Source organism: Mailhella sp. (assembly GCF_057866825.1).
This window is the reverse complement of record NZ_DBMAHT010000008.1, coordinates 17,852-35,837: the sequence shown is the minus strand read 5'-3', so window position 1 is coordinate 35,837 and position 17,986 is coordinate 17,852. Positions and strand designations below refer to the sequence as shown.

Annotated in this window: 15 protein-coding genes; 9 read left to right on the top strand and 6 right to left on the bottom strand. The window is 58.3% G+C overall.

The genetic code is table 11. The annotated features are described in order from the left end of the window. Positions 1-1,794 (bottom strand): hypothetical protein (locus ACZM96_RS02200; RefSeq protein WP_489487028.1); only part of this gene is annotated, 1,794 nt, incomplete at its 3' end. Positions 1,795-2,097: 303 nt separating this feature from the next. Here ACZM96_RS02200 and ACZM96_RS02195 point away from each other — a divergent pair. The 3 genes from ACZM96_RS02195 to ACZM96_RS02185 all read left to right on the top strand — a co-directional run bounded on the left by ACZM96_RS02195 (position 2,098) and on the right by ACZM96_RS02185 (position 3,676). Then, on the top strand, positions 2,098-2,340 hold the full coding sequence (locus ACZM96_RS02195; protein ID WP_489487027.1) for a helix-turn-helix domain-containing protein: 243 nt from the start codon (positions 2,098-2,100) through the stop codon (positions 2,338-2,340). A 94-nt stretch (positions 2,341-2,434) separates the two neighbouring features. Beyond that, entirely contained in the window at positions 2,435-2,791 is a 357-nt protein-coding gene (locus ACZM96_RS02190) for a hypothetical protein (protein WP_489487025.1), read from the top strand. 9 nt (positions 2,792-2,800) lie between these two features. Then, positions 2,801-3,676, top strand: a complete 876-nt coding sequence (locus tag ACZM96_RS02185) for a DUF3150 domain-containing protein (RefSeq protein WP_489487024.1) — start codon at positions 2,801-2,803, stop codon at positions 3,674-3,676. A 522-nt stretch (positions 3,677-4,198) separates the two neighbouring features. Here ACZM96_RS02185 and ACZM96_RS02180 read toward each other — a convergent pair. After that, positions 4,199-4,939 carry a hypothetical protein gene (locus tag ACZM96_RS02180; RefSeq protein ID WP_489487023.1) on the bottom strand — a complete coding sequence of 247 codons (741 nt, stop codon included), beginning with the start codon at positions 4,937-4,939 and terminating at the stop codon, positions 4,199-4,201. A gap of 603 nt (positions 4,940-5,542) precedes the next feature. Here ACZM96_RS02180 and ACZM96_RS02175 point away from each other — a divergent pair. Together ACZM96_RS02175 and ACZM96_RS02170 are read left to right on the top strand one after the other, a co-directional pair. Continuing rightward, on the top strand, positions 5,543-5,971 hold the full coding sequence (locus ACZM96_RS02175; protein WP_489487021.1) for a TOBE domain-containing protein: 429 nt from the start codon (positions 5,543-5,545) through the stop codon (positions 5,969-5,971). A 566-nt stretch (positions 5,972-6,537) separates the two neighbouring features. Continuing rightward, complete coding sequence (locus ACZM96_RS02170; RefSeq protein WP_489487020.1) at positions 6,538-9,186, top strand: M16 family metallopeptidase; 2,649 nt, start codon at positions 6,538-6,540, stop codon at positions 9,184-9,186. Positions 9,187-9,405: 219 nt separating this feature from the next. Here the strand turns inward: ACZM96_RS02170 and ACZM96_RS02165 are convergent, their stop codons facing one another. The 3 genes from ACZM96_RS02165 to ACZM96_RS02155 form a co-directional block, all read right to left on the bottom strand. Further along, positions 9,406-9,738, bottom strand: coding sequence for a CGGC domain-containing protein (locus tag ACZM96_RS02165; RefSeq protein ID WP_294484849.1), 333 nt, complete (start codon positions 9,736-9,738; stop codon positions 9,406-9,408). Positions 9,739-10,273: 535 nt separating this feature from the next. Next, complete coding sequence (locus ACZM96_RS02160) at positions 10,274-11,599, bottom strand: hemolysin family protein (RefSeq protein WP_489487019.1); 1,326 nt, start codon at positions 11,597-11,599, stop codon at positions 10,274-10,276. 107 nt (positions 11,600-11,706) lie between these two features. Continuing rightward, positions 11,707-12,021 (bottom strand): hypothetical protein, encoded by a 315-nt coding sequence (locus tag ACZM96_RS02155; protein WP_489487018.1) that lies wholly within the window; start codon positions 12,019-12,021, stop codon positions 11,707-11,709. An 11-nt stretch (positions 12,022-12,032) separates the two neighbouring features. Here ACZM96_RS02155 and ACZM96_RS02150 point away from each other — a divergent pair, with 11 nt between their 5' ends. Together ACZM96_RS02150 and ACZM96_RS02145 are read left to right on the top strand one after the other, a co-directional pair. Beyond that, positions 12,033-12,989: a symporter gene (locus ACZM96_RS02150; RefSeq protein WP_489487017.1), complete on the top strand. Its 957-nt coding sequence runs from the start codon at positions 12,033-12,035 to the stop codon at positions 12,987-12,989. Between the two features lie 48 nt (positions 12,990-13,037). After that, complete coding sequence (locus ACZM96_RS02145) at positions 13,038-13,820, top strand: carbon-nitrogen family hydrolase (protein ID WP_489487015.1); 783 nt, start codon at positions 13,038-13,040, stop codon at positions 13,818-13,820. Between the two features lie 315 nt (positions 13,821-14,135). Here the strand turns inward: ACZM96_RS02145 and ACZM96_RS02140 are convergent, their stop codons facing one another. Then, a complete protein-coding gene (locus tag ACZM96_RS02140) occupies positions 14,136-15,536 on the bottom strand; it encodes a sodium-dependent transporter (protein ID WP_489487014.1) in 1,401 nt (466 codons plus the stop codon). A 382-nt stretch (positions 15,537-15,918) separates the two neighbouring features. Here ACZM96_RS02140 and ACZM96_RS02135 point away from each other — a divergent pair, with 382 nt between their 5' ends. Both ACZM96_RS02135 and ACZM96_RS02130 read left to right on the top strand, forming a co-directional pair. Beyond that, complete coding sequence (locus ACZM96_RS02135) at positions 15,919-16,272, top strand: TraR/DksA C4-type zinc finger protein (RefSeq protein ID WP_489487013.1); 354 nt, start codon at positions 15,919-15,921, stop codon at positions 16,270-16,272. A 96-nt stretch (positions 16,273-16,368) separates the two neighbouring features. Further along, positions 16,369-17,985, top strand: coding sequence for a Na/Pi cotransporter family protein (locus tag ACZM96_RS02130; protein ID WP_489487012.1), 1,617 nt, complete (start codon positions 16,369-16,371; stop codon positions 17,983-17,985). Position 17,986 lies beyond the last annotated feature (1 nt).

The window sequence follows — 17,986 nt, the reverse complement described above, 5'->3', positions numbered from 1 at the left end:
CGTCACGGCGGACTGCGAGACTTCATTGACGGTGTCCGTCACGGCGCTTTCGGCCAGCATGGTCGGATCCATGGCGCGGCTGAGGAAGCGGACGCCCATGTGGTTCGAGTTGCTGTCGAGAGACAGAGCATTCAGACTGTTGATGGCCTGAATGCCGGGGTAGAGCAGCGAAATGTCATCGGCTTCCGTCGTGACGATGACGTTGCCGTTTTCATCAAGGCTCGTCGTGCCCGAAACCAGACGGTTGAGAACGAGATTTTCATCCTGCCAGCCGTTGAGATCGGTTTTGTTGAACTTGCTGGTGATCGTGTAGGTGCCCACACCCGCGTCGCGAATGTACAGCTTGGCCCCGTCCTGGACGGTAAGGTTGCCGGTTCCCGTGCCGGTGAGCGCCACACTGCCTCCAGAGGCAGCTGTGCTGTTGACCATGAGCAGCGACTGATCGGCAAACGTGGCGTCACCTGCGTTGGCGAACTCGGCGCTGGTCAGGCTTCCGTCAACCTTCAGAGAGCCGGTGCTGTCGAGCGTCTGAGAATTGGCAACGGCAAGCGCAGCCGTGATGCCGTTTTTGCCCCAGGTGAGACCGGATTCCTTGAAGGCGTTCATGGCCCAGTCGGAAGAAGTGTCGCCGAGCACGAGCAGAGAGTTCTGTCCGGCCGTCAGCTTGCCGTCGACGGTCGATCCGCCGAACACGGCATGGGAGGCGTTGTCGAGGATATCCACGGAAGGATCGTTTTTCCATGCAGGATCGAGGAAGACTCCGGCACCGTTGAGCGTGGCCTTGTCGGCAAAAAGTCTGCCGGCTGAGTCGCTGTTGCCTACAAGAATCGTTGAACCGGAGTTTGCCGTGAGTGTATCGACCACGACATCGCCATTGGCGACGGTCATATTGGCGCCGTCTGCAACCTCAAGTCCCGTACTGCCGCTGTTGTTGATGACGTCGCCGAGAATGCTGGCTTCGTCTTCGACGGAAATGGTGGCGGTATCTGCATCGGCAATGACGTTGCCGTTGATGGTGCCGCCGTTCAGCTTGATATTCAGGTTCTCGGTCGTTCCACCGGTTTCTTCTTTGTAAATGGCATTGCCGTTGTATCCCAGAAGCTCACCGCCGTTGATCACGATTGTGGCTTTTTTTACCTGAGAATTATTGGAACCGTTGGTGATGATGTTATGAACCTTGGAGCCTTCTCCGACCGTGATGGTCACGTCGTCTACGGTGTCGTTGTCGCCGCCGGCAAAGATGGTTTCAACATCGCTTTTCCCCGAGACGGTGATGGTGGACGTGCCGACGCTGCCGCCGTCACTGCCGCCGTATACCGTAACGTCGGAAGCGGTAGTTCCGTCGAGGGTGATGTTCGACGTTCCGGTATGCGCCTTGCCGTCGTAATCCACAACCACGCCGCCGGCCCAGACGTTGGTGTTCGTCAGCGTCGTATTGCTGATTTTGATGGTGGAGGTGTCGACATTGGACTCGCCGCCGTTGATGGCTATGCCGCCGCCGCGGATAGGGAAGGGATCGGAAGATTCCGAATCGGTTCCATCGAAGGAACCGCCGGAAATGTTGATGGCGGCATTCGTGACTGTGGCCTTCACTCCGCTGCCTATGGCGACGCTGCCCGCGTTCAGCTCCCCTGCAAAGGTCTTATCGGTAAGAGTGAGGGAAGTATTCGGAAGTGTGTTGCTGCCGCTTTGTATTTTGGAGCCGCCGACATACGTTCCATTATCAGTGACGTTGTCTAAGCCGTCCTGAAAATTCACCTCAGAAAGCATTTCGTTGATCTCGTCCTGGCTCATAGCCTGGGCTGTGGACGCTCCACCCATGACCAGCAAGGAGGCCACGGCCAGCGAACCGAATACGTTGATCAGCGTGCATTTTTTCAGAACAGCCCGATACCTGTTGACAAGGTTTCCTATGGCACCTTTGGTAAGCATTCCGACTCCTCCTGAATGTCCTATAACAATTTGAAATTTTTTACTAAAACGAAGAGTGTATTTCTTCGTCCCTTACTGGGGGAAATACATCCGAAGTTTTTTCAAAGGTTAAAAATGTATACTATCATATACTTTTCAGGTCAAGTTACCCACTACTTGTGAGGTATGGAAAGCAACCCTTCCCTTCTGGCAGCCACAGGCACCGTCATTCTTCGAGAACGGCGAAAGAGGCATTTAACTCAGCAGGCTCTTGCAGATCAGGCAGGTCTTCAGAGAGTCTACATTGTCGGGATTGAAGCGGGAAAAAGATCCGCCAGCCTTGTTGTTGTCTTTGCTCTGGCTCAGGCCATGGGAATGACAGCCGCCGAGCTTGTCAGAAAGATACAGGATGAGTTGGCAAAATATTAACCAGCGTATTTTCAAAGAAAAATATTTCATCAGGCCCTGCATTTTAATATAGGGCTTTTTCATATAGAAATAATGTCAGATAGGAGGTTTTATTATGATTACTGACTATCTGAAAACCGGTTTCCCTGTCATCCTGTTACAGACTCAGGAACCGCATCGAGCGGATGAACGCCTGAGGAAAATGTCCGACCATGCCGTTGCTTCCATGCCGGATGTTCCTCTGCTTCGTTTGGACATGGGACAGCGCAAAAATTCCCTTGTCTGCGAATCGGAACGGAGAAGCCGAGAAGCAGCTACGAGCATGGACGCCTTCGGCAGCCGTGTTTTCAATCAGGTTTCCGGCGAGGAAATCTCCCGTGAAGTGACGTTCCTTTCCTGTGTGAGCTGGGAAGGAAAAGACGTGATCCGCCATGTTCCCGTGTACAGACACGGAGGCTCTTTCATCCATTAGGAGTCCGACGTGTCGCATTCTGATATCTACAAGGATGCGGCGCTTCTTCAGCTCACGGCAACCTGCTGGAGCATTGACAGAAAACTGCCGCCCGCAATTCTGGCTGAGGTCGGAAGCGTGGATATTCTGAAGGGGAGAACATGCCTTCTTGACCCGGAATCCACGGCTCCCATCAAACAAGTCATCGGCAGGGCCCGAAGCTGCATCCGCAAACTGACCTTGCCTTTCCCTCTTCGAGGCTGCGTACTCGTACCACGAAAGCTGATCCCTGAAATACAGGATCAGCTTTCAACGTTTAAAAAAGATTATGAACGTTCCGTGGAAAGTTTTCTCTGCTGGTATCCTTCCGCCATTGCGGAAGCAGAGGAGAAGCTGGGAGAGCTCTTCGAGCAGCTGGACTATCCTTCCGCCGGGCAGCTGAAGGGGCGCTTTCGCTTTGAATGGCGTTACTTCACGGTCGGCCCGTCCACATCCCGCATACTCCCTGCCTCTCTGTATAAGGAAGAAATGGCCAGGTTCAAGGAGTTTATGGCGCAGGCGCGTCAGGAAGCCGAAGATGCGCTGAGAGTGGAGTTTGTTGATCTGGTATCCAACCTGACCGACAAGCTGGACGGAGCCGACGGCGCGTTGAAGCGCCTCCGCTCTTCCGCTGTGGAAAACCTGCATGATTTTTTGTCGCATTTCGACGATCGGAACATCTTTCAGGATGAGCAGCTGGAGGCGCTGGTGCAGCAATGCAAAAGCATCATGTGGGGCGCTTCTGCCGCACGGCTTCGCATCGACCCTGCATTCAGAACGGAGCTGTACGGAAATATGAAAGAGCTGCTTGCGGCCATGGATCAGTCGCTGGAAAATCTGCCCCGAAGAAAAAAGCATGAGCGATGAAGGCACGGGCCTTGTTCCCGTCACAACTAAAAAGGGTGGCGGGAACGCTCGCCGCCCTCCTTTTGGGAGAAACCAGACTGAGACTCACCAAGTCTGAAATCGGCACGTTTACGTCTTCAGAAGTGTCGGCATACCTGCCTCGACAAGAATCGAGACCGTGCCCGCTTAGAGGGCAGACGGGCAACAGCTCATTATACCATCAAATAAAACAGCACGTTGAAGGAGAGGTTCTGACTTTCCACTGGAGTCCTGTGTCATTCGGGAAGCAACCGGGGCGAGACCTCGAGCATGGGGGGGAAACCTTTTGGGGACGATACGCGATGCAGTCGTGTTCGGCTGGAATTTTCGAGGGGGCAAGCGCGTATGCAAAAAACACCTTTTCGATGAGATGGAGGGCCTTGGATGGCCCCTCCCCGTCGAAAAGGTGTTTTCAGGTCCGGCTGGGAATCGTATTCTGTTGGGCGCGGCGCCGAGCGCCCGGATCGTTATTGACTTGACGAGCGCATGACTGCGGATCTTCGACTACCTGGCCGAAAATTCCATTTTTTCACCGGTGGCAAAATAGATCATGCTGTTGTCTTCGGATTCGTTTTCTTCGCCCACGTCAAAGCTCAGCTGCATGATGTCGCCGGATACGCACAATCTGTCTCCGTTGCCGTATTTTGCATCTATGATGCTCATGATATCGTCATCCCTGTCAGTCGTAATGGTGATGGCGTCGTATTTTTTTATTTTGGGACTGTAGTTCTTTAAAATATAGTAGGACTCATTTTCTTCTCTGGCGATTTCCAGAGTACCGCATACTTTTTTGACGCCGAGCTTTTTGGGCATGTCTACGAAGTGCGTTTCTTCATATACGGAAAATTCCCGCGAGGGGTCGAGCTGCATCTTGCCGTTGTTCTGGTACATATATCCTGACAGGCGTACCCAGTATGTATTGGCGGAAAGTTTTTTGCTGTACTCTTTTGCTTCGGCGAGCTCGGAGCGAATTTTGGCGTTGGTACTACTGCCAATATAAATGTTGTGTCCTTCAAAGGACTTGAAATAATACTCTTCGTGATTATTGACGCTTTTCACGGTAAGTATGCCGGAATAGACTTTGATCTTGGAGGACGAGGCGTTTTGTTTGGCGACAGGCAGCTTGATCTCGTTCAGCGCTGATGTCAAAGATCCGACAATGCCACCGTTGCTTTCATTAACGCATCCGTTACATAATAATAAAATAGCGGAAAGGCATAATGCTGAAATTTTTCCCGAGTTCATAACGTAATCCTTGAATTTCATGACATGGTATTTACTAAAGGAGTTTCGCTTTTCTGTGAAGACGAACTTCTTACCTGTGACGCCTAACCGCGTTATATACAACTGGAGCAAAAACAGGTCAAGAAATGCTGGATGTCCCATTGAAAACTACAGTGATGATCTGTCTGCAACAAGTGGTTGAAAAATATTTTATATCTATATGTTATGCAGATTATGAAGAGTGTTGAAAAAGAGTTTTCGGCAAGGATTCCCTGCTGAGACCGAAGTGGCGGCGCTGCCCTGCCGAAGATGTCCGGGCGCGCAGCGTGGTGAGTGCGGCGCAGACTGCCTGACCTGGTCCGGCGCGTCTGGGCGGCGGCATAGCTTTGCGTGAGCGTTCAAAAAGCATCCGATACGCCCGTTCCCGGAATGCTCGCGCCCGGAAAATCGCCTCGGAAATTTCCGGAAAAATCTGGAAGAAAAACGGAATGTTCGGCGTCGTCCGAGCTTTCAATCCGCGCGTTCTGACGGCGGAAAATCTTTGGGAGACAGGGAAACGGGGCATTGACAGGTCTTGGGCGGTGAGTATCCTAAGGCAAACCCCTTTAGGAAGGAGTCGACCCCATGAAAGTCACCACGAGGAATATTTTGGAAGGTGTGGTTACGTCTGTAAAAAGAGGCGTTGTCAACGATGAGGTCGATATCGACCTCAAGGGCGGTTTGAAGGTTGCCGCCGTCGTGACCTGCCAAAGCACCGAAACGCTCAAACTGGAACCCGGCCGTGAAGTGCTGGCCATGGTGAAGGGCGTGAATGTTCTGCTTGTTCGCGAGAGCGACGGCTTTATTCTTTCTTCGCGCAACATGCTGCCCGGCAAGGTCGTGAGCGTGAAAAAAGGGCAGATCATGGCCAGCGTGGCCGTGGAGCTGGAAAACGGACAGCGTCTGACCTCCGTATGCACCGTGGACAGTGCGGATGACGCCGGCATTGCCGAAGGCGTGCATGTGCTGGCCGCCATCAAGGCTCCGCATGTGATTCTTGCCGCCAGACAGTAGCCCCTTCGACAGGAGCGCTGCTCCTGCAAAACAACTTGTCCGGAATATGGTCGGGTTCGACGATATTCCGGCTTTTTTTGCCCATCGACGTTCGGAGGCCCCGAGGCGATGCGGCGCGTTTCCATGTCGAAGGCGCGGAACGTCTGCCTTGAAGGCGCAGTACGATTTCCGTCTTTTGGCCGGGGGCGGCGTGCTTTCGTTGGCTTTCCCGCCCGGGTACGCAGACTGCCGCGCGTCTTTTGGCGTTCTGAAGCGGCCCGGTTGCCTGATCGGCGTGCGCGTCATATTTCTTTTTCGTTCAAAGCGGCGTTTTTTGCGAAAAACGTTTTCCGGGCTGGGACGTTCGGCGCGCTTTTTCGGGAAATTGCAAGAATTTGTCACGAAAAAGGGGCGGAAAAATTATGGCGGAAAAACAAGGACTGTGCCACAGCTAGAAAGACGCCGCGGCGGAAAGCGGGCCGCGGACGCGTTGAGGACGACGAGGCGTTTTCATCGACGCCGAACGAACATCGCGCGGAAGCGCTGAACTGTTCCGGCCGACGGTCGGATGAACATACGAGGTGACTATGCGTTTTTTTAAATGGTGCGCCAACGTGGCGCTGGCGGTATGCCTGGCGCTGGGCGGCACGGGAGCGGCGCAGGCCGTTTCCGACATACAGATATTCCGTCTGGAAAACGGACTGACCGTGCTTGTGCGGGAAGACAGTCGTTTCCCGCTGGTTTCGGTGCGTCTTTTCGTGAAGGCCGGCTCGGCCTGGGAAAGGCCGGAAGAGGCGGGCATGAGCCATCTTCTGGAGCACATGGTGTTCAAGGGCTCCAAGACCAGCGGTCCGGGCGTGGACAAGCGCGTGGAAAACGCGGGCGGCTCCATGAACGCCTACACGTCCTATGACATGACTACCTATCTGACCGATCTGCCCGCCGCGAAATGGAAGGACGCCATGACAGCGGTGCGCGATCTGGCCTTTGATCCGCTGCTGCGTCAGGCCGATCTGGACGCGGAACGGGAAGTGGTCATTGCGGAAAAGAAGCAGCGCGGCGACAGCCCCATGACGAAGCTCTTCCAGACGACGCTTGCGCACACGCTGAAGGGCACGCCCTACGAAACGCCGGTCATCGGCACGGAAAAGGCGCTGCGCGGCGTGACGCCCGAGATGATGCGCGACTACATTCGTCGGCGCTACGATCCGCGTGACATGGTGCTCTCGGTGGCGGGCGACGTGAAGGCTTCCGACATTCTGGCCGAGGCGAAAACGCTGTTCGGCGGATACCGGAACAACAACGTGCTCAAGGTGGAGCTGTCCTTTGATCCTGCCGATCTGGCGCAGGGGCTGGTGGTCGATGTGGAGGCCGGGCCCTGGGACAAGGCGTTCGTGTCGCTGTCCTTCCCGCTGCCGGGCATGAAGGATGAGCTTCTGCCTGCGGCCGACGTGCTGGCGCATCTTCTTTCCGGCGACGACACTGCGCTGCTGCCCGTGTCGTTCCGCATTCAGAAACCGGTGGTGGACAGCGTGAGCGCTTCGGCCATGAGCTTTGAGCGGGCGGGCGCGTTCATGATTCTGGCGCAGCTCGACGCCGACAAGACACCCGAGTATCTGCGCGATCTGGGCAAGACGCTGGCCTCGCTCAAGGCGACGGCCTTCACCGACGAGCAGATTGCCCGCGCCCGTCTGAACCTTGAGGACAATTACCTGCGCGGCCTTGAGAACATTGCCGACGTCGCGGAGACCATGGGTTCAGAGTATTTTTACGATCCGTCCAGCGTGGGCGGAGAGCGCTATCTTTCTGCAGTGCGCAGCGTGGGCCGCAAGCAGATTCAGGAAGTCATCGACCGCTGGCTGCGTCCCGACGCGCTGACCGTGGCCGCGCTGGTTCCGCAGGGAGAAAAGGGCGGAGCTGCGGCGCTGGACGGTGCCGCGGCAAAGGCCGCGCTCGTGCAGGGCTGGCCGGAAGCGGGCAAGGCCGCGCCCGTCGAAGCGAAGAAGGACAAGGCCGACAAGGCGCTTCGCCCCGAAGTGATCGCCCTCGGCGAGGGCCGCACGCTCGTGCTTCTTCCCGACAGGTCGCTGCCCTACGTGTCCGCCGCGCTGAGCTTTTCCGGCGGCGAGCTTCTGGCGGGCGACAATGAGGAAGGTCTGGCCTCGCTCACTGCGGCCGCGCTGCCCACGGGCACGAAGAACCGCAGCCTGAGCGACATCAACGTGTACCTTTCCGGTCGCGCGGCGGGACTTTCCGCGGGAAGCGGTCTGCGTTCGTTTACCGTGCAGATGGACGCCCCCGCAAAGTTTGCGACCGAGGTGTTCGCGCTCATGAAGGAAGTGCTGGAACAGCCCGCCTTCCGCGACGAAGACGTGGAGCGCGTGAAGCGTGAACAGATAGCGTCCATTGTGAGCAGCGAGCAGAGCGTCATGGGCCTGCTCGGCAGGAATCTGCGGCATTTTCTTTTCGGCAAGGGATCCTACGCGCACAGAAACGACGGCGATCCCGCCGTGGTGGCCAAGTACACGGCAAAGGACGTTGCGGCGTTCTGGAACCGGCAGAAGGAGCGTCCGTGGGTGCTTTCCGTGGCGGGCGACTTCGACCGCGCGCAGGTGGAAGCGTTTGTGAAGTCGCTGCCTGCGCCTTCGGAAAAGGCGCTTGAGAGCGAGGCCCCCGCGTGGACGAAGGAAAAGACGTGGAGCATGAAGCTGCCCGGACGCAATCAGGCCGTGTACCTCATGCTCTTCCCCACGGCGGGCGCGGAGGACGCCGACAGACCGGCACTGCGTCTGCTTTCGGAATCGCTCGGCGGATTCACCGGCAAGCTTTATCAGGATCTGCGGGAAAAGCAGAGTCTCGGCTACTCGGTGTTCCCTGTGGACTGGGCCGGAAAGGATACGGGTTTTCTTGCCTTCGGCATTATCGCCTCGCCGGAAAATCTGGACAAGGCCAAGGCGTCCTTTGAAGCCATCGTGCGCGATCTGCACGAAAATCTGCTCCCAGAAGAAACGCTGGAGCGGGCCAAGGCCGTGGCCGAGGCCAACTACTACCGTGCAAGGCAGAGCCGCGCCATGCGCGCCGGAGAGGGCGCAGCCAACATTCTGAACGGTCACGGCCTCGACTACGGCCGGGAGTGCCTTGAGGCCATGAAGGCCGTGGACGCGAAAACGCTGCGCGAAACGGCGCGCAAGTATCTGGACCTGAACCGCGCTTATGATCTTCGCGTGACGCCGTAGCGGCGCGAAGGCTGCGGAATGCGCCGCAGCCTGGGCGGATAAGCGAAAACAGCAGGGGGGCGACGGAATTTTCCGTCGCCCCCTTTCATGTTTTCAGGAACTTGGGGAGCGGAAGCAATCAAAAAGGAACCCGCCTGTTCGGCAGAAGGAGCGCCAGCGGCCGGAGCCGGAGCGCGCCGCCCGGCGAAGGGGGCCCGGCGAAGGGGGCGCGGCGAAGGATCAGTGCGTCCAGTCGATGACGGGGACCGCGTCGCCCAGCTTCTTTTCTATGGCTGCCTTCATGGCTTCGGCGTTCGGGCAGGGCATGCCTATGGGACTGCCCTTGCGTATGCAGGAGGCGAGAAACACGGCTTCCGCTCCGCGATCGACCAGCATTTTCGCCCGGGTGACGGCGTGCTTGCCCGGGCAGCCGCCGCAGCTCACGAATCCCACGATTTCGCAGGGCGCAAAGGATTCAAAGGCCATGGTTCCCGCGCCTGCGCATTTGAAGTCCGTGGTGCCGGGGCACATGTCTTCGGTCTGCTGGCAGCGTATGATGCCTATTTTCTTCATGATGTCCTCCTTGCCGCAGGGGCGGCTTCCGCTCAGCTTACGCCAGGGGCCCGGGATCGCGCAAGAGCGGCGGCAAAAAAACGCGGGCGGATGAGGCTACATTGCAAAATGTTGCACGACGGGAAAGAGTTTGAAACGTGACTTTCCTGCCCGCTCATGTACAAGGGATCTGTCGAAGGTTGTCAGCTCCCCTGGATAACCAGAGATTTTCATACTCTTCTCCTCCATACCCCTTTCCATGCCGGCCGGTTCCCAGCTCCACGAACCGGCCGGTTTATTTTTGCGTGAGCGGCAGGCATTCGGTCTTTCCGCTGCGCGCAGGGCGATGCCCCAGCGTGGACAGTTGGAACATCTGCCCGGCAGTCATGCCCCCGCAGGACGAGGCACGAAAAAAAAGGCCGGACGATGACTCGTCCGGCCGCGGCGGCGTCGGTGCGGGATTCCGTAAAAGGGGCTGCTTCGCGCCGAGGTCTGCGAAACGTACGGAATCTGCGCTGTCGCCTGCTGCTTTTCCCGGCGGTTTCGCCGGAACGGGTTACTCCTTCTCCTCGGTCTTGGCCTCCCCGGGCAGCTTTTCCGCAAGAATCTTGTCTATCATGTTGCCGTCCATGTCCACCACCTCGAAGCGCCAGCCCTGACAGGCCACGTGATCGCCCTCGCGGGGAATGCGGCCCGTCAGGTACATGAACATGCCGCTCAGAATGGTGTAGTATCCCTTGTCCTCGGCGGGCAGCGTCTGAATGCCGAGTCTGTCCTTGAGTTCCGGCACGGGAATGCCGCCGTCCATGAGCCAGCTGCCGTCCTCGCGCTGCACGGCCCAGGAATCCTCATGCGGGGTGTCGATCTGTCCGGCCAGCGCCGTGAGAATGTCGCGGGGCGTGACGATGCCCTGCAGGGTGCCGTATTCATCGACAATGAACACAAGGTACAGACGCTGTTCCTGAAAGCGTTTCAGCAGCTCCAGACTGGTGAGCGTTTCCGGCACGAACACGGGCGGCAGACATTGGGCGGTCAGCTCGCGGGAAAAGGTTTCGGCGTCGTTTGCGGATTCCGCGCACAGCAGCAGCGCCTGATTGGTGCGTATGACGCCGAGCAGATTGCCGAGGCCGCCGCTGCACACCGGCAGCCAGGAATGCTCGAATTCCTTCAGCACGTCCAGATTTTCCTGCGGGGAGAGCTGCGTATCCAGAAAAAGCACGTCGGCGCGGGGCACCATGATGGAGTTTGCCGGACGGTCGTCGAGGCGGAAAATGTTGCGCAGCATGTCGCGCTGACGGCTTTCGATGGCTCCGGCTTCCGAACTTTCGTCGATCATGGCCTGAATTTCCTCTTCGGTGACGGCCTGACTCTCGTCGGGCCGCGCGCCCAGAATGCGCAGAATGAGGCTGGTGGACCAGGAAAGAAGCAGCACGAAGGGAGCGCTTATTTTGGCAAGGGCCGTCATGGGCCGCGCCACGAGACAGGCCATGCGCTCGGGCGCGAGCTGTCCGAGGCGCTTGGGCACGAGTTCGCCCACCACGATGGACAGATAGGTGACCGCCATGACCACGACCACGGTGGCCAGCATGCCTGCCGTGGCCGCCGGAACGCCGAGGCTTTCGTGCATCCACACGGAGAGCGGCCCGGCCAGGGCCGATTCACCGAAAATGCCGCTCAGAAGCCCGATGGACGTGATGCCTATCTGTATGGCGGAAAGAAAGCGGGTGGGGTGTTCGCCGAGACGTATGGCGGCCTGTGCGGCCTTGTCGCCGGCGGCGGCCCTCGGAGAGAGCCGCGCCTTGCGGGCGGTCACGAGGGCGATTTCAGACATGGCAAAAATGCCGTTCAGCACGATGAGCACTATAAGAATAATTATTTCCATGTATTGATTGTCATAATTATCGCAAAAGTGTCAATGTCTTTTTTGAATATGCAATCAATTCTTCTTCTTTTTGTTGAAAACGTCATAAATCGGGATGTTTTTATTTTTTATGCATGCATGTAGTTGAAAATATCTGTGAATGATAATGCTCCATGATGAGCAGTTCTGGAGAATAGTAAAGCTGTTGCTTTGTGCGGAATGAATGAAGAGATGCGGAGAATAAAACAGCAGCGCCGTTTTTTGTGATTTTTGAAGAGAACTGTGAAGAGCGCAAAGTGTGCGCGGAGCCTGCGGCAGGGGCTTGCTGCGGAGGTTTTCACTTTTTTTCGCATGGTTGCAGAATCGGAGCTTTTGCGGCTATGGTTTGAAAAGTATTTGGAAATGCCCGCGCCGGCGGGCGAGCGCCTTTCGGACAGAACCATGAAACGTATCCTTGTTTTTCTCAAACAGTGGGCTCTGGTGGTGGCCATCATCACCGGCGCGCTGGGGCATTCCGTTTTTTCTCATTTCCTTTCTTTCTCCGTATCTGCTCATAGTCATGCTGCTGTTCACGTTCTGCGGAATGTCGCTGCGAACGGTGCGCATTCATCGTCTGCACGTCATGCTGCTCGCGTTGCAGATGGCGGGAAGTCTGGTTCTGTACTGGCTTCTTCTCGGCTGGAACGATCTTGCGGCGCAGACGGTGGGGCTCATCATGCTTGTGCCCACGGCCACGGCTGCCGCCACCATTACCGGCATGCTCGGCGGCAGCGTGGGCTTTCTGGCGACCTATGTGTTTCTCGGCACGTTTTCCTCCATTGTGGCCGCACCGCTGCTCGTGCCCATGATGGCTCCCGGGCACGTGGACATGCCGTTCTTCGCTTCCATGATGTCGGTGTTCTTCAAGGTCGGCCCCATTCTCTTCGTGCCGTTTTTCTGTGCGCTCGCGCTCCAGTCCTTTGCGCCGCGCGTGTGTGAGAGCATAGTCCGCAAAAGCTTCGTTTCCTATTATCTCTGGGTGGCCATGATTCTCATTCTCATGGGCAGCACCTTCGACATGCTGCTCTCTCCCGGCCGCAAGGACGTCGGCGCGGAAATCGTGGTGGCCGCGTGCGGCGTGGTGGTGTGCATGTTGCAGTTTCTGGTGGGCAAGCTGATCGGCTCCCTGTATCACCGGCGCATTTCCGCCGGTCAGGCGCTGGCGCAGAAGAATCTGATGCTGGCCATGTGGCTGGCCTTTCAGTATTTCGATCCCATGGTGGTGGTCGGGCTTGCGGCCTATTCCGTCACGCAGAACGTGTTCAACGCCACGCAGCTCTGGCTCAAGGGCCGGATGGACGGGCGGGTGCAGGAGCGGCTGCATGCGTATCACGAGCAGAAGCATCACGGCGCGGACGGAGGCGTGAAGTAATACGGCGGCGACGCCGGAGCGCGAACAGAACAGGCATGGAGGTGCGGCGTGAAGATAGGCGTGTTGCAGATGGACGTGGTCAAAGGCGACCGGCAGGCCAACCGGGAAAAGGCGCAGCGTCTTGCGGCAGAGGCCGCGGCTCTGGCGGGTCCGCCGGACGCGCTGGTGCTGCCGGAACTGTGGTCCACGGGCTACGCGCTGGAGCGGGCCGGGGAACTTGCCTCGCCTATGGGGCGGGAGGACGCCGATTTTCTCGGAGAGCTCGCGCGGCGGCATCATGCGGCGTTCATCGGCGGTTCCGTGCTGTCGGAACAGGACGGCAAGGTGTTCAACCGCGCACAGGTCATTGACGTGGAAGGCCGGTACGTGACCGGCTACGACAAGATTCATCTGTTCCGCCTGATGGACGAGCACAGGTTTCTGACCAGGGGCCGGGAGACGTGTTTGTTTTCGTTTTCTGGCATGCGCTGCGCGCTGGCCATATGCTACGACATCCGCTTCTGTGAGCTCATCCGCAAGCTGGCCGTGGCCGGGGCGGAGGCGCTGTTCGTCAGCGCCGAGTGGCCCATGGTCAGGTGCGATCACTGGGAAACGCTGCTGCGCGCCCGCGCCATTGAAAATCAGATGTACGTGGTGGCCTGCAACCGCTGCGGCGGCGAGAACGGGGAACGGTTTGCGGGGCATTCCATGATCGTTGCGCCGGACGGCGAGGTGCTGGCCTGCGCCGGAGACGGCGAAGAGTTCATTGCGGCGGAACTGGAAGCGGAGCGCGTCCGCCGCGTGCGGGAGAGCATTCCCGTGTTTCTCGACAGGGAACCCGAGCTCTACTGAGCGCGGAGAGAGAACATGCGCGGCCGCCCCGGCAGAGCCGCGGCGGAGAGCCCGAGCCTGCCGAGATGTTCCGCGCCAGGCGTCGGAGATGTTCGCAGGGACTTCGCAGGTACTGAGATGGCCAGCGCCTCGGGCATGTTACGTTTTCGGCGGCGTTTTGTCCGCCGTCTTCGCAGTGATTGCGATATTCACGGCGCGCCGAAACACGGCGTGAGGAAAACAAAAAGCGCCTTCCTTAGGGAAGGCGCTTTTTGTTCAGGTCAAAGACGCGGAAGGGTGCGCCGGGGCATGGCAACGCCCGGCGCGACGCCGTCGTCAGATTTTGATGATGCCGAGGGCTGCGGCCACGGAGGAGACGAGCACCACGAGCAGCAGCAGGGGGGCGAGCCAGGAAATGCAGATGCGGAAGATCTTTTCGCCGTGGAAGGCGGAGGAGAGCTTCACTTCGGAAATGAGGTTTTCGATGCCCACGATGCGGCCGATGAGCAGGCAGGTGAGCATGGCGGCCAGCGGGCAGAGAATGAGGCTGGCGAGGAAGTCCATCATGTCGAGGATGCTGAGTCCGGCAATGGAAATGAAGTCCCACACGCCGAAGCCGAGGGAGCAGGGCACGCCGAGGGCGATGGCTTCAAAGGTCATGAACAGGGCGCTCTTTCTGCGCGACCAGTGAAGTTCGTCGGTGAGGGTGGACACGCAGGTTTCCATGATGGAAATGCTGGAGGTGAGGGCGGCGAAGAACACCATGAGGAAGAACACGGCGCCGATGATGCCGCCGAAGCCCATGCTCTCGAAGATTTTGGGAATGGTGATGAACATGAGCGAGGGGCCGGCGTTCAGCGCTTCGGCGGTGCCGCCGGAGAAGGCGAACACGGCGGGAATGATCATGAAGCCGGCAAGCGTGGCGACGAGGGTGTCCATGAGGCCGATGCTGTAGGTGGCCTCTTCGACGTTGACTTCCTTCTTCATGTAGGAGCCGTAGGTGATGAGGATGCCCATGCCTATGGACAGGGAGAAGAAGAGCTGACCGCAGGCGGCCACCACGGTCATGATGGAGAACTTGGAGAAGTCGGGCACGAGGTAGTAGTAGATGCCCGCGCCCGCGCCGGGACGGGTCATGGAATAGACGGCCACGATGACGGCAAGCACGAGCAGCAGGGGCATCATGACGCGCGAGGCGCGTTCCACGCCGCCTTCCACGCCCTTGAGAATGATGCCGAGGGTGCAGCCGAGGAAGATGAGATTCCAGAGAATGGGTTCAAGCGGCGAGGAGATGAAGCTGCCGAAGTAGCCGTCTCCGGCCACAAGGCTGACGTCGCCCACGACGTACTCGAACAGATATTTCACGATCCAGCCGCCGATGAGGCAGTAGTAGGGCAGAATGAGCATGGGCACGACGGCGTTGACCCAGCCGCCGAACACCAGGAAGGGGTTGCGCTGCATCTGACCGAAGGCGCGATAGGCGCCCACGGGGCTGAGTCTGGTCTTTCTGCCGAGGCTGGTTTCGGCCACGATGAGCGAGTAGCCGAAGGTGAGCATGAGAATGAGATAGACCAGCAGGAAGATGCCTCCCCCGTACTTGGCGGCGAGATAGGGGAAACGCCAGATATTGCCGAGGCCCACGGCAGAGCCGGCCACGGCGAGAATGAAACCTATGTTGCCGGAAAAGAGGCCGCGGGCACTGCCTTTGCCATGATCGGATGAGGCCTGCTGGGACATGTGTGACTCCTGAAGGAAAAAGTGTTCGCAACAGGATATAAGAAGGATGAGAAAATGACAAGCCGAAATGTGTTTTGCCTCGACAGGAGTGCCGGAGAGCGCCTGCGCCGCAGTTTTGCATGCGATTTTCGCGTGTTTGCGCCGCCATCATATCTTCATGAAAACGTCATCGCGGCGTGACGTTTTTTCCCGGGCGGCGTGGTAGAGTGATTCCTGATGGTTTGCGGAGCGCGGCGCGTGATAAAGTTGTCCGTGTTGTCGGTGTATCATCGTTTTTCCCGCGGCGGTCTGCTAGGGTTTGATCGAAACCGGGCGGAGCCGCGATGCCGGTCGCGCGGCCTGTGCGGCGAACCGGTTCCGAATCTGTCATCCGGAGGTCTTTATGATGGAAGCGGGAACTCTTGAACGTCTGAATGCCGAACTTGAGGAGGAACAGGAACGTCTGCGGTATCTGCGGGGCCTGTTTCAGGGCGAATCCATGCCGGACAAGCTCGACGACGCCCTGCACATGGAGTCCGTGCGCTTTGCCGGAACGCTTGCCGACAGAAGCGCCAGACGACTGAGCGCCCTGCGCAGACTGGCGCTCGGCGGCTCGTGGGAGGAACGCTTCTGTGAGGACTGCGGGGAACCGATTCCGCTCTCCCGCATACTGGCCGCGCCGGAATGCGTATGCTGCCGCCGCTGCCAGGCCGTGCGCGAAGGCGATCCCGCCGCGCTCGCCGAGCTTGAGGACTGATTGTGTCCCGGGATGTCATAAGACTGTAATACTCACGTCACATGAGTTTGGCATGCTGCTCCGAAATCACAGGACAGTTGATAACGGAGTGAGAGTATGTCGTTCTTTACAGCCATGCAGCTTCTCGGCGGCGTGGGAATTTTTCTCTACGCCATCAAGCTCATCAGCGAATCCCTGCAGATGGTGGCCGGTGAGAGACTGCGCAACATCATAGGCATGTTTACGAAAACGCCCGTTCTGGGCGTTTTTTTGGGTACGGCCGTCACCATGGTCATTCAGAGCAGCAGCGCGACCACCGTCATGACGGTGAGCTTCGTGGACGCCGGTCTCATGAATCTTACCCAGGCCATCGGCGTCATCATGGGCGCCAACATCGGCACCACGGTCACGGGACAGATTCTGGCCTTCCGGGTCAAGGATCTGGCGTATCTGTTCGTCATCGTGGGGGTGCTGCTCATTTTCGTCTGCTCGTCCAGGAAGCTCAAGCATCTCGGCGAAGGCCTGCTCGGCTTCGGCCTGCTCTTCATAGGCATGCAGGCCATGGAAAGTTCCATGGCCTTCCTGCGCGACAGGCAGGATATTTTCCTCGCCTTCAGCAACAATCCGCTGCTCGGCCTTGCCGCGGGCATGTTCCTCACGCTGCTTGTGCAGTCGAGTTCCGCCACGGTGGGCCTGACCATTGCGCTCGGCACGCAGGGACTCATTCCCCTGGAAGCGGCCATTCCCATCATTTTCGGCGACAACATCGGCACCACGGTCACGGCGGTGCTCGCGGCGCTCGGCACGGGACGCGCCGCGCGTCAGGCCTGCGCGGCCCATGTGCTGTTCAACGTCATAGGCGTGTGCATCTGGCTGCCGCTCATGCCTCTCTGGATAGGCTTCATCGAGGCTTCGTCCTCGTCCATCGGGCATCAGATAGCCAACGCCCACACCATGTTCAACATCTGCAACACCCTTCTCTTCCTGCCCTTCGTCAAGCCCTTTGCGGCGCTCATCCGCAGGATCATTCCCGACGCGGACCGCATCGACCGCCGCGACGCCGCCTATCTCGATCCTCATCTCATCCAGCGCACGCCCGTGGTGGCCGTGAGCGCCGTGAAGCATGAATGCCGCCACATGGGCGAAATCGTGCTCGAACTTCTGGAACGCACGGAAAAGGTGTTCTTTGAGGAAAAGGACGACGAGAAGGAAGAAGTGCTGCGTCTGGAAGAAAAAATCGACAGACTGGAAACTGCGATCCGCAGCTATGCTTCGGACATCATGCAGACCGGCCTCGACGGAAAGGACGCCGACATGCTGGAAGCCTGCGTGGTGAGCGCGGGCGATCTCGAACGCATAGGCGACAAGGGCAAGAGACTCATCGACTTTTACGAATACCGCAGAAAGAGAGGCGACGACTTTTCTTCTGCGGCCATGAACGAAATACGTTCGCTCTTTTTTGAAACTCGCCGGGCCGTGCGGCTGGCGCTGGACGTGTTCGGCTCCGAACCGTTCACCGCCAGGGAAAAGGAGACGCTGGACGCCCTGGCCGATCATATCCGCGAGCTGGAATCCACGCTGCGGGCAAGCCACGCTTCCCGCCTGAGCGCCGGGCACTGCTCTCCCGAATCCGGGCTGGTCTTTATTGACGTGCTTGGAGCCATCGAGCAAATAGCGTATCGTTCAAGAAAGATCGCCGATCACATGGCGGGTCGGCAGAGTGCGGAGGCGTAAC